Origin of the sequence: Proteiniphilum sp., from assembly GCF_034331125.1 — a bacterium.
In the GTDB taxonomy this organism is placed as follows: Bacteria; Bacteroidota; Bacteroidia; order Bacteroidales; family Dysgonomonadaceae; genus Proteiniphilum; species Proteiniphilum saccharofermentans.
The window spans coordinates 92,047-109,577 of record NZ_JAXQGC010000026.1; the positions used below are offsets into that span (position 1 = coordinate 92,047).

Annotated in this window: 6 protein-coding genes and 1 tRNA gene; 5 read left to right on the forward strand and 2 right to left on the reverse strand. The window is 42.7% G+C overall.

Annotated elements, in window-relative coordinates; genetic code table 11:
* Positions 1 to 77 precede the first annotated feature (77 nt).
* The 4 genes from U2P89_RS05635 to U2P89_RS05650 all read left to right on the forward strand — a co-directional run bounded on the left by U2P89_RS05635 (position 78) and on the right by U2P89_RS05650 (position 12,941).
* Complete coding sequence (locus U2P89_RS05635) at positions 78 to 2,060, forward strand: zinc dependent phospholipase C family protein (RefSeq protein WP_322190864.1); 1,983 nt, start codon at positions 78 to 80, stop codon at positions 2,058 to 2,060.
* A 16-nt stretch (positions 2,061 to 2,076) separates the two neighbouring features.
* Complete coding sequence (locus U2P89_RS05640; protein ID WP_322190865.1) at positions 2,077 to 3,300, forward strand: hypothetical protein; 1,224 nt, start codon at positions 2,077 to 2,079, stop codon at positions 3,298 to 3,300.
* A 40-nt stretch (positions 3,301 to 3,340) separates the two neighbouring features.
* Entirely contained in the window at positions 3,341 to 9,613 is a 6,273-nt protein-coding gene (locus tag U2P89_RS05645; RefSeq protein ID WP_322190866.1) for a neuraminidase-like domain-containing protein, read from the forward strand.
* Positions 9,614 to 9,680: 67 nt separating this feature from the next.
* Positions 9,681 to 12,941 carry a toxin gene (locus U2P89_RS05650; protein ID WP_322190867.1) on the forward strand — a complete coding sequence of 1,087 codons (3,261 nt, stop codon included), beginning with the start codon at positions 9,681 to 9,683 and terminating at the stop codon, positions 12,939 to 12,941.
* Here U2P89_RS05650 and U2P89_RS05655 read toward each other — a convergent pair.
* Together U2P89_RS05655 and U2P89_RS05660 are read right to left on the reverse strand one after the other, a co-directional pair.
* Positions 12,923 to 14,356, reverse strand: a complete 1,434-nt coding sequence (locus tag U2P89_RS05655; RefSeq protein WP_322190868.1) for a DUF5723 family protein — start codon at positions 14,354 to 14,356, stop codon at positions 12,923 to 12,925. The genes U2P89_RS05650 and U2P89_RS05655 overlap by 19 nt on opposite strands.
* Before the next feature lie 423 nt (positions 14,357 to 14,779).
* Positions 14,780 to 14,853, reverse strand: a tRNA-Met gene (locus U2P89_RS05660).
* 238 nt (positions 14,854 to 15,091) lie between these two features.
* Here U2P89_RS05660 and U2P89_RS05665 point away from each other — a divergent pair.
* Positions 15,092 to 17,518, forward strand: a complete 2,427-nt coding sequence (locus U2P89_RS05665; RefSeq protein WP_091905122.1) for an endonuclease MutS2 — start codon at positions 15,092 to 15,094, stop codon at positions 17,516 to 17,518.
* The last annotated feature ends 13 nt before the right edge of the window (positions 17,519 to 17,531 follow it).

Below are 17,531 nucleotides of genomic sequence, written 5' to 3' on the forward strand. Positions count from 1 at the left end.
GAAAATAGATAATAAACATTTGGACAAACAGTGACGATAAATTAATGATTAAATAACGGATTAAAAAATTAAAAATTATGCCAGGACCAGCATTACATCACATGATTGCAGACAGATTAAAAGCATTGATCTCTCTGAACGAAGGCCTGGGGTCAAAGATGACATCGGCCCAGTACACTGCGTTGCAGAATTTATTGGCAGACGACAAGAACCTGCCTTACCTGTTTTTTGGCTGCCAGGGGCCTGATTATCTTTTTTTCAACACAAAAGATATGCCCGGACCAATTGGCGATATGGCCGAATTTTATTTTGAGGTCGTGGATTTTATCGAAGACTTCAAACAAAAATTGCTCGCCGTGGTTCCCCAACCGGTATTGGACGCTTTGGAGGCATTTAGCGAGGCCGTGGACGAAATAATTGAAGATTCGGCTTTGCTGAGTGAACTTCAACAAACGTTTAACGATATCAACCAGTTGTTGGACGGATTCTCTGCCACATTAATGGCGATGGTCCAGAAATTCATCTCTGATTTCAACCTGTTTGATGTGTTTGATCATCCTTATCGTGACGGAGTACCCAATAAAAGCAGGCCGCCACTTTTGCAAAGTGATAAATGGTGGTGGTTCGATGCGCTGCATTACCGTAAAACAGGCAAATTTACAAAAGCGCTGTTGGATGCTACGGCCGGAGATTTCTCCGATCCCAAGATCTTATACGCATTGGGTTATCTCACCCATTATTGTGCCGATGTCGTTGGACATCCCTATGTGAACCTGATTTCGGGAGGGCCTTATCGTTCGCACGCCCAACGCCACAAAACAGGGGAGAACTATCAGGATGTTTTCAATCTGCTGAATGCTACAGGAACCGATTGGAACCGCTCAAAAATTCATGCTTTTTATAATTTTAATTTTGATGGGACCATTGATACCGAGAACGACAAACCGGATCCATTTACCGTATTGCCTGATGATCTGGCTGAAATGATCGCTGAAGCCATCAATAAAGTATACCAGGAAGATGGTGATCCCGAACCGGAATATGGCCCTGAAATATCGGCAGGTGATGTAAACAATGCCTATCGTATTTATTATAAATGGCTCAGGAGTTCTACCGACACAGGCACCATTCCCGAACCGGTACCCTATTCATTCTCAAAGGAGATAAGGGAAGTCTGGGAAAAGACAGTGGATAATCTTGGCGATGCCGGTGATTTTCTTGAAGATGCCATTGACAATGCCGGAAGTTTTGGCATCCTGAGTATTTTCATCATCCTGGCCGCATTGGTGATTGCAGCGGTAATGGCAGCGGCTGCCATCGCAGATGGGATTGCCGGCGCCATTACTACCCTCGGAACGTCAACCATACGTGCTGCTGCTTGTCTGATTTACGAACAGGTCTACAATGCCTATCAGAATTTCAGGCTTGGTGTGGCACTAAATGGATTGGCTTTCCCGATGAAAGAGCATCTGAATGATCCCAGGCTTACTCAGTTCGCCAATCCGTCAAATATTGACCCCACCGGTGTCAACGCCTTGCCGTTTGTACCTCATCTGCCTTTGCTGAAATTTATGCCTGCCACTTTTGAAGATACCTTGTTCAATATGGAACGTCATTTAATTTATCCTGTTACTCAAAATGAAAAAGGCGCTGTAATGGGGACACTCAACAGCTACCTGACTGAATCATCGTTACATTACGCTTTTGGCAGAATACCTTTTCAGCCAAAAGACATTCTTGACCGCTTGCAAGGGTTGACTCCCGATGTGAATCCCATACATAACGACGACGGCACCCGCCTGAAAAGTTTACTGATGGAAAAAGCCAGTTTAGGGAATGCAATGGATCTGATTGAAAAAACATTTGAACGTTTTGCCGATAAAGAAGATTTGATCGATTTTAACCTGGACGGGGACAGAGGCTATTCTTATCTATGCTGGACGCAAAAGCAAACGAGTTCTGTTGATGCTCCTGATTTTCCCGAAAAATTAAAGGTAAATGTACCCGGTGGAGATCCTTCGGATGATAATATCAATGTGGATTTAAGATTTATAAAATAATAAAACATTCATAGCCATGAGTTTAGAAAATATACATAAGGCCAGTGAGATCATCAAAAAGCTTCAGGGCCAACGCAGGGAAAAGAGTGTCAAATTCAGGGAAACATGGTATAAGACAATCGAAGCCTCTCCGGTTAAAAAAAGACGCATGCCCGAGGATTTCAAAGATAGCTCCTATCTCTACATCCGTTCCTATGAAGGCGATAACGGTTACAGGCCGGGGGCGAATGTAGCATACTGGAGATCGCCTGATGTAATGGTTTCGCCTGTCTCTTCATTGAACTCTTATACTACGGAATTGAATGCCGGCACATTGTACAATATCAAATGCCTGGTACACAATAAAGGTGATTTAAACGTACCTTCTGCCAAAGTCGAATTTTATTTAGTGACGCCAAGTCTGGGTTTTGATACACGTTTTGGAAAAAAACTGGGTATTGCTTCTACCTGGGTAAATTGCTACAGCTCGTCTGAAGTAAACATCCGGTATCTGGTGGAACCGTCTGATGCAGGTCATAAATGTCTGTTTGCAAGGGTGTTCTCTTTTTCCCCGCTCGATATCCCGCTTCATGATACCTTGCTCGACCCTGTGCAGGACAGGCGTATCGGACAGAAAAACCTGAATATTGCAGGCCAGGCAACGCAGATGAACCTGAATATCCTACACATGCCTCAGGCCCAATTGACAGTAAAATTCGTTCCGTTGACCAGGGAGGCAGTTTTAGCAATACGTCATCCTGTTGCTGCGGATTTTAGGATTATCGATAAACCAAGGGAAAAGGCTGAGTTCAGATTGAATTTTGCAAAGGAAACAGTAGCGGATGTAATTGACGTAAAGTTACCCAAGCGTCTGACGAATTTGAGAAATCGGTTGGGAGAAATCAAAAGAGGAATTGATCTGAAAATAAATCAACCGGGTAAAATTGAATACAAAGACGCTGCTTTTCATTTTGAGTTCAATCAGGAAGGAAAATATAACCTGAAAGAGCAAAAAAGGATTGAGGATGAGATGAAGAGAATTCATAAAATGATTCAATCAGGTGAAAGAAAAGCATCAGATTTCAAAAAAGAGATTGACGAATACCGTCAAATGAACCTTGAAAGACGAATGACATTGCTATCGGTGGACATTCCCAACATAGGATTGCAAAAAGGAGAATTGGCCGGGTATGATGTTGTTGCCATCAACAATATAAATGGGGAAATCTTTGGTGGTATCACACTACTGGTACATGGTTAATAATGATACATCAACAAACTGAAAATTAAAAAACAAAAATATGAAACCGGGTAATGATAATTCGTATATCGTAAGGGGAACAATAACCGATAATAGAGGAGTGCCTCTTTCAGGTTATGCTGCGGAAGTATTTATTCTCACTATCGTTAATGGCGCTTCTGCGGGTAAAACAATTTCAGGTAAAAACGGGGAGTATGCTATTTCTTACAAAGTTGATGATAGAAACAATAATCCGGATATCGAGGTGCGGGTTTATGAAAAAAACGAGCGGAAAGAGATCGGGAGATCCGCCATTAAATTCAATGCGTCAAGAGATGAGACCCTGGACATCATTGTATCTGGCGGTGAAATTAAAAAAGAAACAGAATTCAGTTTGGTTTTAAATGAAATCAAACCTCATTTGGGTCGATTGAATTTAACCGAATTAAAAGAAGATGATAAAAACCGGAATATTTCGTATTTGTCAAACAAAACAGGGTGGGATGCAAGAATAACGGCAATGCTTGTCAGTTCAGCTAAATTAAGTGATAGTTTAAAAATAGATTCCTCTCATATATATGCCTTATTACGGGCAGGTGTACCGGGAACTGAAGAGGCGATTCAATCCGTTTCTTCCAAAGATGCGGAAGCTGCGATAAAAAATGCCGTTGAAAAAAATATAATCCCCTCAACCGGTAATATCCGGGAAACTATTGGAACATTGGAAACATTATCAGTTAATCATATTCTTAATAACAAACTGCCATCATCCGTTTCTTCAATGAACGAAATGTTGGATATAAGAAAACTGAACACCCAACAAAAAACTATTTTTGCTCAAATACAAAAAGAAGCAGGCAATGACAGTGGAAAATTATGGAATTCCCTTTCTGAACAAGGATTTGATTCCAATACGATTGCAGCTTTACAATTAGACGGCAAACTGGGCTATCTCACAGGACAAAACGTGCCGCTTATCAGGAAAGTATACGACAAATTCAATATTAAAAAAGATGTTGATCTGGCAACCAGCGGATTATATAGAGCTGATGAATGGAAAAATTTGATTGATAATAACTTGCCCCAGGGAATCACAGCGGATGAATATGCCCGGTATCTTGCCTTTCAGGTGAAAATCGGGTATCCTACGGCAGTAGCAGGTGAAATGATAAAAAGAAAAGAAATTGACCTGGGTGCCAATGCACCCACAAATGAACTTTATCAGTTTTTCAGCAGCAATCAGATCAAAAACCTTATTGGAAGCCAACCTGTGAAGAATTGGGACGGATTCGATCAGTTAACTACTCCGGCAAAAGCTTCTGCTAAAATCATGGAAAGGATGTACCAGATGAGTCCTTCGGATGAATCAATGGTCGCTTTGAGTAAGTCAGGGCTATATTCGGCATACCAGATAGCCGGTTATACAAAAAATGAATTCTTACAAGCCTATGGTGAAAATTTCCCCAATACCGTGGAAGCCGAAATGACGTATAACAAAGCTGTCGAAATAAACAATGCTTCCATTGGTATTGCTACCGGCTATATTACGGCTCGTACCATGCCCAACGTTTATTCCATTACCGGCAAGTTAGAGAAAGTGCAAAACGAAACTATTGCTTATCCCACTCTTGAAGATCTGCTGGGCAATATGGATTATTGTGCCTGCGATCATTGCAATTCAGTGCTCAGCCCTGCAGCTTATTTGGTTGAACTGCTCCATTTTATCGATCTGGAAAAAATCCCGCATGAAAAAGAAAATCCCATTGATGAATTGTTGAAGCGAAGACCCGATATACAACACATCCAGCTTTCATGTGAAAACACCAATATGTCTCTTCCCTATATTGATCTGGTGAACGAAATATTGGAACATTATATTCTTCATGGCGATCTGAAGGATTTGACAGGACATGATATAACAGAAGATATAACTCAATCGGAATTGCTCGCCGAACCTCAGTTTGTTGAAAAAACTGTGTATGATGAGCTGAAATCGAAAGTATTTCCTTATAATCTTCCTTTTCATCAACCGCTTGAAACCCTGCGGAGAATATATAAAATCTGGGATACAAGCCTGGAGGAGATGTTGTCAGTTTTTTCAGCACCATTGTCTTCAAGGAAGGAGGCGCTTAGCTTTAGTGAAGATGAATATAAAACCATTACGGATATTAACTTTAAAAAATTACCGGAATATTTCGGTGAACCTGAGGGTAACACAATTGCTCAATTAAACGCAGCCATTGCCAATGGAAAAGCCTTCTGTCACAGAACCGGTATCAGTTATGATGACCTGGCGACCTTGTTAAAAACCAATTTTATAAATCCGGGATTAACAATCGTTCCATTGTTTCAAAAATTGCAGATCAACCTTACCGACCTGAATGAATTTTATAACGGCACATTGTCAGATGCAACATTGGATGCAATGATCCCGCCTGAAATATCGCCGGATGATTATGAAGGTGATATAAAACAGTGGCTTAACAAGCATAGGGATTTGATTATGGGGCTGATTACACTTACAGATACAGTAACCGAATCAGTGGAGTGTGATTTTGCTAAAGTAGAATTGAGATACGCTCTTCCGGATAATACAGGTAACCAGTTGACCGAACTTTCGTACCATAAGTTCCACCGGTTTATAAGACTGCTGCATAAAACAGGATGGAGTATCATTACTTTGGACAGTGTTATATCCACTTTGAGTCCGGTCCCTTCAGGACAAATTGTTATTGACAATATTGATCCGGTTTTTGTGACGTTGTTCAACAGGATTGCGAATTTTAAAAAAATTGCAGACCATCTTTCCTATTCCGAAAAAAAATTCGCAGAGTTGTTGCTCATTCTGAACAGTGCCAACCTGCGGGAATTACGTATCCAACAGTGTGCAAAAATCACAAAGTTGAGTCTGCCCGAATTGACAGAATTAAGTGTAATAACCGGAATAGATCCGCTCGCCGATGATATGGAAAGTGACGAACCATCACTCCTGAAATTTATTCTGACTGCCCAGCAGTTAAAAGCCAATTCCTTGAAAGTGGCAGATCTTTCTTATATCCTGCACCATGTGGATTTGACCGGTAAGCTTACAATCTCAGAGGAAACAGCGCTTAAGAATGTGAAAATTTTACGTGAAACACTGAACAGTGTTGAAAAGGAGTACAGCATTGCTCCTGATAATGCAGATCCCGATTTTGCAAGAGGTAAGATGTCTTTGGTATATGATGCAGGCATCACGGGCTATTTCTTTGGATTGCTTCTGGGGACAAACACCTATAGTGAATCCTTCGTGACAATCGAAGAAGTTTTGCCAAAAAAGATAACTGATGCCGACAGCCGGATAGGATTTGATCCATTTAAAAAAGAACTTACATACACAGGGATCTTGTCCGATGCTGCCAAAACGTTACTTGAAAACATGGCAGACTCATTCGGATTGACAGATATGGAAATTATTGCCACACAGCCGGATCTGGACACGTTTATTTCAGATTTCAAAGCTGCTGTTGATTTGCTGTCCGTGGTCAGCAATGCAGCACTGACCGACTTCGCCGCAAATTATCCGGAACTGAAAGATATTTACGATCAGGTTGTTGCCGAATCTATACCTGCGTTACAAACAAAGAAGCTGACAGAACTGATTTTGCCGGAATTGAAGTCGAAACTGAAAAGCAATGGTTTAAAGCAGGCTTTGATAGCTGTTTTAAAATCTGATGCGGATACAGTGAATATACTGACCGCCCGGAAAGAAACCATTCAGTCGGTATCTGATGCCTCCGAATCGGTGATAAATGACTTTTTACAATTGGAAAATACGCCGGTATTCAATCAAAACATAACTTACAATTTTTATATAGACGTGCCCGCAACGGATGAATATCTTTTTTACGTTTCTGCTGCGCAAAATACAGTCATTTCACTGACGATAAATGAACAGCCGGTAATCAGCAATATTACTGTCGGAGCTTCAGGAGAAGTAAAAAACGCATTGCCTGTATCATTGAAAACAGGAATATTGCACAAAGTTACAATGACAATTGCGTCGTTACCCGCGACTGAAACTGTGAATTTATTATGGCGCACCAAGGCTATGGAGAAATCTGCCATACCGGCAATGGCAGTATATACAAAGGAAAATGTTGATTTTGCCAGGGAATCGCTTATCCGGTTATCCAAGGCCTCCCAACTGCAAAAACTTTTTGGGTTTACTCCTGCCGAATTGAATTATTTTGCTTCGGTAAATGAAGAAACAAAAAATTTCCTGAATGAATTGGACACGGATGGCAGCATCAACAATGCAGATCTAAAAACCTTATGGGAAAAAATAAATCTGCTTGTCAATTTCAAACAAATGAAAGATGAAAATGAACCTGAAGACAATACATGGCTGCAGGTATTACAGGATCCAGATGTAAAGAACAGCCGGAATAAATTGTTGCTGGAATATTTCAATTTGTGGAATGAAGCAGACCTTACAGGGGTGCTGCAACATTTTGGGTTGGTTCGTAGCGACCTTTCAAAATTGAGTCAGCTGAAAAAAGTGGTTGATGCCATGGCTTTGTTGAGCAACATCTATTATCCCTCTTCAGATCTGCTTTCATGGATTACAAATAATCCCTCTTATGATCTGGTCGCCGGCATAAAAGCCACAATAAAGCAAAAAGTGACTGAAGCAGTCTGGCTGGAAACCATGCAGACTGTCAGTGACCCCGTTAGAAATTTATTGAGGGATGCCTTGGTGAGTTATGTCTTACAATACAAAAAACCATCGCCTGAAATTGTTACTCCCGATAAACTGTACGAATATTTTCTGATTGATGTGGAGATGGATGCCTGTATGAAAACTTCCCGGATAAGGATGGCGCTTTCAACCTTGCAATTATTCATTCAGCGTTGTATGATGAATCTCGAACCCGATGTGTCTCCCGATTCCATACGGGCTGAACAATGGGCATGGATGAAACGCTACCGGTTGTGGGAAGCCAACAGGAAAGTATTTCTCTATCCGGAGAATTGGCTTGAACCCGAATTGAGGGACAACAAATCATCCTTATTTAAAGAGCTGGAAGGGGAATTATTACAGGCAGAAGTTACTGATGAATCAGCAGAGCTGGCATTCCTGAATTATCTGAAAAAATTGGATGATATTGCCAAACTGGAAATCGTCGGTATGTATCTGGATGAGAATGAAAAAGGGAATCAGTTCGATGATGTGCTTCACGTGATAGGACGAACCAACGGCAACACAAGACAATACTATTATCGACGTTATGAGTATGGTTATTGGACACCCTGGGAAAAGATAAACCTCAATATAGAAGGCGATCATATTTTCCCGATTGTGTGGAAAAGGAGACTGTTCCTCTTCTGGTTGAATATCCTTGAAAAACCTGTTGAACGGAACACCGGTTCTTCTCCAAAAGCAATCTCTGAAAAGCCATGGACAGACCAAAAAAGGATAAATGTGGAGATTAATATGTGTTGGGGTGAATACTTTAAAGGTAAGTGGACATCACCAAAATCGACCGAGCTCAAACGACCGATTGTAATACCAAATATCAAATCGTTCGACAGCCGCACAATATCGCTCTACGGAAGAAAAGACAGGGTTGAAAATCCGACAGGGAAGTTCAGGGAACGCCTGGATTTCTATCTGATATATTATGGTACAGGGAGTATGCACAGGGTAATATATACATCAAAGAATGCTCCTCCTTATATAGAGAAACTAAATACTTTGGTAAATATTAACCAACTGGTAGAAAGTGAATACACAACATTCCTTGAATCATATATGACGCTGGATACACAGAATTATTTTACGCAGATGCTTATTCCATCCAGTATGTTTAAGACAAAAGTGAAACAACCCGCCGGCGCCACAACCAATTACGTGACCGAAAACATTTTTTCCAAAAAGGATGTTTTGCAGCCCGGCCTTTCAATTACTCCCTTGCGGCATCCGACAGAAAATCAGTTTGAAGCGCCATTTTCTTATGCGGATGAACACAGTACTTTTTTTGTACAGCCGGACGAGAAAGTATACAGGAGACTCCCCGAAATTGATATTTACTTCCCATGGGTTGAATTACCGCTTTTAGAGGTAAATATTCCCGAATTGGTTGACAAACCAATACCCGGATGGCCTCCGGTAATGGAAGATGTGATCAGGTTTGACGAAATAGTGAATCCTTCCGATCCATGGAATCAGGTAATAGGGCAGGTAGATTTCAATACTAACTACAATAAGATTCTTGTAACAAACGAGCCTTATCTCTTCGAGGGTAAGGTGATTAACACAAGAGGACCTGTGAATAAATTGATAAACAAATAGTTTTATAAGCATTTAAAAGTTGAATGTCATGATAGCAAATAATAATTTTCATTATCAGTCAGAACTAATGCTAAATAATAATCTGATGGTTGACAAAGGGTTATTATGGTTATATTATAATAATGCACGAAAAGTGAACTATACACTTTCCCCGCATTATCACCCTTATACCGATGAACTGATTGAAACCCTCAACAGGGACGGTTTGCCGGCATTATTGGATGCAAAATATCATAAGAGCCTCGAACGACCGTTGACTGACTGGTATATTCCGGGAGCTTATGCCATGTCGCCGTTTCCGAAGGAGAATATTGATGTGAGCGATGACGGACCGTATGCCGTTTATAATTGGGAGCTTTTCTTTCATGCTCCCCTTACGGTTGCTGTCCATCTGAGCAAAAATCAACGTTTTGCGGAGGCTCAAAAATGGTTTCACTTCATTTTTGATCCGACATGTACCGACAGCAGTGTCGAAGCACCACAACGGTTTTGGAAATTCCTCCGTTTCAGGGAAGAAACAAAAGCTGAGTTTATTCAGGAGATGCTGACAGAGCTTGCGAAAAATGAAGACAATGAATTGAAGCAGCGCATGGAGAAAAGCATCCAGGCCTGGCGGGACAAACCATTTCAACCGCATGTCATTGCCCGTACCCGCTACCTTGCCTATCAGCTGAATGTGGTGATGAAATACCTGGATAACCTCATAGCCTGGGGTGACAACCTGTTCAGGCAGGATACCATTGAGACACTCAATGAAGCTACGCAGGTATATGTGCTTGCAGCCGCTGTTTTGGGACCTAAACCACAAAAAATCCCGCCTCGCAGAAAAAGAACTCCAAAAACTTACAAACAGTTGAAAGACACGGGTATTGACGCATTTGGCAATGCATTGATGGAGATAGAAAACGATTTTCCGTTTAACACAAATCCCACTTCCACTACGAAAGTGAATGAGGGAGGAACTTCTGCTCTGTTTGGTATTGGCAGATCTTTATACTTCTGCATTCCGCAAAATGATCAATTGCTTGCGTATTGGGATACTGTGGCTGACCGTCTGTTCAAAATCAGGCATTGCATGAATATTGAAGGTGTTGTCCGTCAATTGCCATTATTTGACCCGCCCATTGATCCCGGCATGCTGGTGAAGGCTGTCGCTGCCGGCATTGATATAGGGAGCATTGTCAATAATATCAATCAGTCTGTCTCCACAGTACGCGGACCGTTGCTGCTGCAGAAAGCGATGGAAATATGTGCTGAAGTGAAATCGCTGGGGAATGCCCTGCTTTCCGCACTTGAGAAAAAGGATGCGGAACATATTGCCCTGATGCGGCAGCAGCACGAATTAAACATTTCAAAACTGGTGCAGGATATAAAATTCCTTCAGTGGAAAGAATCGGAAGCCGCCACTGAATCGTTGCTGAAAAGCAGGGCCGTCGCTTTTGAAAGATACCGGCATTACAAGAAAATATTGGGAGTCAGTGATTCGGATATCGATAAATTAAAGACCATCGATCTTGCAAGAAATGAGCTGAATGAGGAAAACTTTGACGAAGTATATGCGCAGTTCATTGGGGAATATGCGGGAGAACTGAGCCAGGAGGATTACAGGAAAGAAACATCTGTCGGCGGCCTAATGGAATTTGCAGGAAATATGGTTACCGGAATTTTGGGAGGTGAATTGGGCAAGACATTGCCATTGAATAAAAATGAGAATGCGGAGTTGAATATTTTTCTACCCAGCTATGATACTTTCAGTACTCTCTCTTCGGTATTGAAGTTGATTTCACCGATTGTAGGACTTATACCTCAGTTCGACGTGCACGGAACGCCATTAGGTGTCGGAGGGGCAGCCGAGTTTGGCGGGAAACAGTTAAAAGCGGCAGCTGACGGAGGTTCAGAAATTGCACAAAAAATCGCAACCGCATTTCTTACCAGTGCAGAGAGAGCTTCCAAAATGGGAGGCTATTACCGAAGGGCAGAGGATTACGTGCTTCAGGCAAACAGTGCCACTGCGGAGCTTGTGCAATATGGCAGACAAATTATTTCATCCCTGATCCGTGAACAGATTACCAAAAAGGAATATGAAAATCATATCAGACAAATTGAACAGTCGGAAGAGATAAACGCCTTTCTGCAGGATAAATTTACCAATGAGGAGTTGTATAGTTGGATGCAAGGAGAAATTTCAAGGATTTATTTCTCTTGTTACCAATTTGCTTACGATATCGCAAAGAAAAGCGAACAGACAATGAAGTATGAATTGATGCGTCCTGAGTTCACTGACACCGATTTCATTCAATTCGGCTATTGGGACAGTGCAAGAAAGGGCTTGTTGTCGGGTGAATCGTTGTATCTGGATCTGAAACGGTTGGAAATGGCCTATCACGAAAACAACAAAAGGGAGTATGAAATTACAAAACATATATCCATACAACGTTTGGACCCAATGACCCTGTTGAAATTAAAAGCTACCGGCACCTGTGAGATTGCAGTTCCCGAATGGATATATGATCTGGACAGCCCCGGACAGTTTATGCGGCGCATCAAGACGGTGGCTGTTTCCATCCCCTGCATTACCGGACCTTATACTACCGTCCATGCAAAATTGACATTATTGCAGAGCAGTATCAGGATTTCATCATTGAAAGGGGACGACTACCAGCGGTCAGGCCCGGAAGACAATCGTTTCCGGGATTACAATGGCGCCATTCAATCCATTGTTACCAGCTCGGCACAAAACGACAGCGGTTTATTCGAAACCAATTTACGCGATGAGCGTTATTTGCCGTTTGAAGGGGCCGGGGCAATCAGCAGATGGAAAATCGAACTACCCAACGATATTCCTCAATTTGATTTTGAAACCGTCGCCGATGTTGTGTTGCATTTCCGCTATACATGCAGGGAAGCCGGTCATCTGGCAAAGGATGCGACAACCTGGATTAAAGAGGAGATTTTATCTGATCCGGAGAAAGGATTGCTTCAGTTATTCAGCATCAACAGCGAATTTGCAGGAGAATGGAATCTGTTTAAAACAGCTACCAATAATAATGAAAGAAAACTAGTCCTGAGTATCAATAAAAATCACTTTCCTTACTGGACTAAAACATTAGGGTTGGATGATCAGATAACTGCTACGTTCTGCAGTATGGATTTAAAGAAGAAAAAGCTGACCGTTGCAGCAGAAAATGTGGATTTAGTGGGTGATGTCGACAGTGGATGGAGTCTGACAATAGATAGTACAAATGCCGTTCCGTTTAATTTCCTGAATAAAATGCGTACTGAGAACAAAACTGTTTACATGTTGCTGAGTTATAATGCAGGTTTATGAGGGTATAACTTTTCCCCCATTGGTATGCTAAATCCCACTTGTACGTTAAGGGCCTTGCTTTTGGTCGGGAAAAAATGGGAATTCACGTGTGGGAATATATAATCGCTTGCAAGGAAAAAACGTATTCCCTTTGGGGGAGCAAGGTGGGCGGCAAATCCCAGGGTGTTGAAAGCGCCATGCATCACGGAATAGCTTCCGGTCAGTCCCAGCCAACCGGCATGGACGAAATTTGCTGAAACCGTAAGTTCCGGAGAATTGAAATAGGTTCCGAAATAGTTCGAGAACAGGACTCCGAACGACAGTCTTTCATTCATCCTGTATTCCGTCCCGATATTCAGGGAAGATCGCAACGGGACGGTTCGTTTAACCGGCTCTGTTTCCTGTAGGTCCACCGCGGATTGAAGGTCTTCCACGACATCTTCAAAAACGTCGTTTAACGACGACGACCCATCGGTATGCAGTGTATAATCGTTGGGATTGATACGCACCGTTGTTTCGGGAGACTCCAGGAATACGGTATTTTTCCTTCCGAATCTTATAAAACCGATATCCGTTAAAGCCGCGGAAACGGTTAATCCGTTCAGCCTGGGAAATATTTCCGACAGGTCGTACTGCGCCCCGATATCGAATCCGGCGCCCCATCCGGTCGCGCTTATTCTTTTCCCTTCCGACAGCTCGAATCCGTCAAATTTACCCTCTTCGTCGTGCTTCACCTTTATTCCCGGCATGGATGCTTTCAGCAGCACGGACGACTGAGCTTCCCAGTATTCTGTTCCTGCATCGACGGTTAACCGGGAAGCATTTAAATTGAAATCGGCTATCCCTATCAATCCTTTCATACGTCCGCCGACTATCAGATTATCGTTTATCAACGGGCGTGAATAGCCCACTCCCAACTCCAGCTTGCCGTTACCCGTGGCACGGATATTTTCTATTTCATATTTTGTCTGCTCCTGACGTCCAAATCCTTTTTTTACGAGTTCGAAAACCGATTTTGGAATATTGGCATCCACGTGTGTCTTGATATCCAGATCGATGCTCCAGAAATCGTCGTTCCTGTAAAAGCCCAGTCCGAACAGTTTGTAAGAAACCGTGCCGATGACATAATTATTATTTTTCATCCTGTGTAAAAAATCATCGGCATCTACCGATTGGTGGAGAAAGGTTACCCGTTCTCCACTGGCTTTCCTTGTAAGATGGTCAAGGTTGAGTGTATTTGTTTTCACCTCGCCGTAAAAGCTTGGCAATACCGGTAAAACCATATATCCCTGATTGGGACGCAATGCCGGGTTCAAGGAACCTCGTTCGAATGACGATTGCATAAAATATTCAGTTTTACTCTGGCCCTTTGCCGTGCCGGAAACAAAATAAAATGCGATAAAAATAATAAGAATAGGGATCGGGAAACGTTTCATTTTTATTATTTTTTTTGATTTTCAAAAAGATAAATGAGCGATATGCGCTATATATGAAAAGAGGATTGTTTATAAAGTAATGGACATACCGCCGGTATTGAGTACAAGCTTGTCGAGCAGAAGGTAGCTGTCTTTACCCAGGGAAGAAGGAAGGGTGTCGATAACGATTGAGATACACAATGACCGAGCCACTGAGTTGAAAAAAAGCTGATTTTAAATTCATATTTTGTGCTGTGAAGTTTCAATATCTGCGATAAATATATGCAATTTCTTCGTATGACGCACTTTCTTCGCAAAAAAAACAGATTGTTGAGGTATCAAACCTATTGGATAGGTAGGTTATTTATATCATTTGTTTACCCATTTTATCCATAAAAAAAACAGCTACAGGTTTTACGCCGTAACTGTTTAATATTCAATCCGTAGCGAGAGGGGGGCATGATCCCCCGACCTCATGATTATGAATCATGCGCTCTAACCAACTGAGCTATCTCGCCAACAAAAAATATGAATTGCCCTCCGGAATTCGAGGTGCAAAAGTAGTACAACTTTTTGAATTCTGCAACACCAAAATCGAAAAACATACAGGAAAATTAAAAAACAGTCAAAGCGATCCTCCGGAAGGATCATCATCGGCCTCTGAATTAATATAACCGGTTGTATCTGTCTAAAATGGTAAATATCGGTTTAAAATTGTAATTTTGCAGCCTCAAAGGTATTTTACACTGACAGATAATGATCTATCCCGATAATTTCGAACAGAAAATAGAATTTCAGAAAGTACGCCAACTTCTTTTGGAACGGTGTCTGAGTCCTCTTGGAAAAGAAAAGGTGGAGAAGATGCATTTCTCTGCTTCTTATAATGAAATAGAGCCTCTTCTTTTCCAGACCGAAGAGTTTGTCCGTATCAGGGAGGAGGAGGATTCATTTCCTGCCGATCACTTTTATGATATGCGTCCCGTGCTGAGGCGCATCCGGGTGGAAGGGGCGTGGATCGACCAGAATGCCTTGTTTGAATTGCGCCGATCACTGCAGACCATCAACGGGATCGTAGCATTTCTGCGGCGTGATGAAGAGAAAACACCCAAATATCCATATTTGCTTGCATTGGCAGGTGAGGTCCTGACCTTTCCGGAAATTACCAGGAGGATAGATTCTATACTGGATGGTTTCGGACAGGTAAAAGACCATGCGTCGCCACGCCTATCGGAAATTCGGCGCGAATTAACCTCTACCATGAACGGTATCTCTAAAAGCCTGAATGCCATCCTGCGAAAGGCTCAGGCCGAAGGGTATGTGGATAAGGATGTGTCGCCGAGTATGCGCGACGGACGGTTGGTGATTCCGGTGAACCCTTCCCACAAGCGAAAGATCAAAGGTATAGTGCACGATGAGTCGGCTTCGGGTAAAACGGTCTTTATCGAACCGTCGGAAGTAGTGGAAGCCAACAACCGGATTCGTGAGTTGGAGGCCGATGAACGGCGGGAGATCATCAAAATACTGACAGACTTCACTAATTACCTGAGGCCTTTTCTGTCCGATCTGCTGGAGTCATACGAATTTCTGGCAAAAATCGATTTTATCCAGGCAAAAGCAGCTTTCGCAACGCTGATAGGAGGTATCAAGCCTTCTATCGACAACACTCCGCAAATCGATTGGGTGGAAGCAGTGCATCCATTGCTTTACCTGTCTCTAAAGAAGCAGAACCGGAAGATCGTCCCGCTCGATATTATCCTGGAAGGTGATAACAGGCTCCTGGTGATCTCCGGTCCCAATGCCGGTGGTAAATCTGTTTGCCTGAAAACGGTGGGGCTTTTACAATATATGGTGCAATGTGGACTGTTGATCCCGTTGAAAGAGAACTCCAGGGTAGGAGTGTTCGATGATATCTTTATTGATATCGGTGACGAACAATCCATTGAGAACGATCTGTCGACCTACAGCTCTCACCTGCTGAATATGAAATTCTTTGAGAAGCATTGTAATGGTAAATCGCTGTTATTGATCGATGAGTTCGGGAGCGGTACCGAACCCCGGATAGGGGCAGCCATTGCCGAAGCGCTATTGGACAGGTTCAACCGTCGGCAGTCGTTCGGCGTGATCACCACCCATTATCAGAACCTGAAACATTTCGCCAACGAGAATAAAGGGGTAGTGAACGGTGCCATGCTTTATGACCGACATGAGATGCAGCCGCTCTTTCGTCTCGCTATTGGTAATCCAGGAAGTTCATTTGCCGTGGAGATCGCCCGCAAGACAGGTATTCCGGAAGATGTAATTACCCATGCATCAGAGATCGTAGGGAAGGATTATATCGATATGGATAAATACCTGCAGGATATATCACGCGACAAGCGATACTGGGAACGGAAACGGGACGAGATACGCCGCGAACGGAAACGGTTGGAAGAGATTACTTCAAAATATGAGGCTGATCTGGAAACGATCAACAAGCAGAAAAAGGAAATACTGGCGCAGGCTCGTGAGCAGGCGGAACAGTTGTTGGCCGAAAGCAACGCCCGTATTGAAAATACAATCCGTGAGATCCGGGAGGCAGGAGCTGATAAGGAAAAAACCAAACAGATACGGCAATCGCTCCGGGAATTCAAAGAGAAAATAGAACCGGTCGACATGCCGGAAATAAAAAAGCGAAAAAAGCAGAAACAGAAGCAGACGGCAGGTAATGATAACGGTTTGAAAGCAGCCCAACCTCTTGCAGCCGGTGACACGGTACGGTTGATAGGCCAAAGCTCACCGGGTGAGATTATGGAGATCTCCGGAAAGAAAGCGGTCGTGGCTTTCGGGATGATCAAATCCACAGTCGATCTCAGTAAATTGGAACGGGTAAGTGCCAATCAGATAAAAAAAGAGAAGAAAGCCTCCAATACACGCGACTTGTTGCATGAACGAAAACTCAATTTCAAGCAGGATATCGATGTGCGGGGTATGCGTGGCGACGAAGCGCTGCAGGCAGTGATGTACTTCGTGGATGATGCCATTCAGTTGGGAGTGTCCCGGATACGAATTCTTCACGGTACAGGTACAGGAGCGCTGCGGCAGGTTATCAGGGAATATCTGGGTAGTGTACATGGGGTAGCACGTTTTCAGGATGAACACGTGCAGTTCGGAGGTACCGGTATTACGGTAGTCGATCTTGAGTAAAAACAAGCTTGAC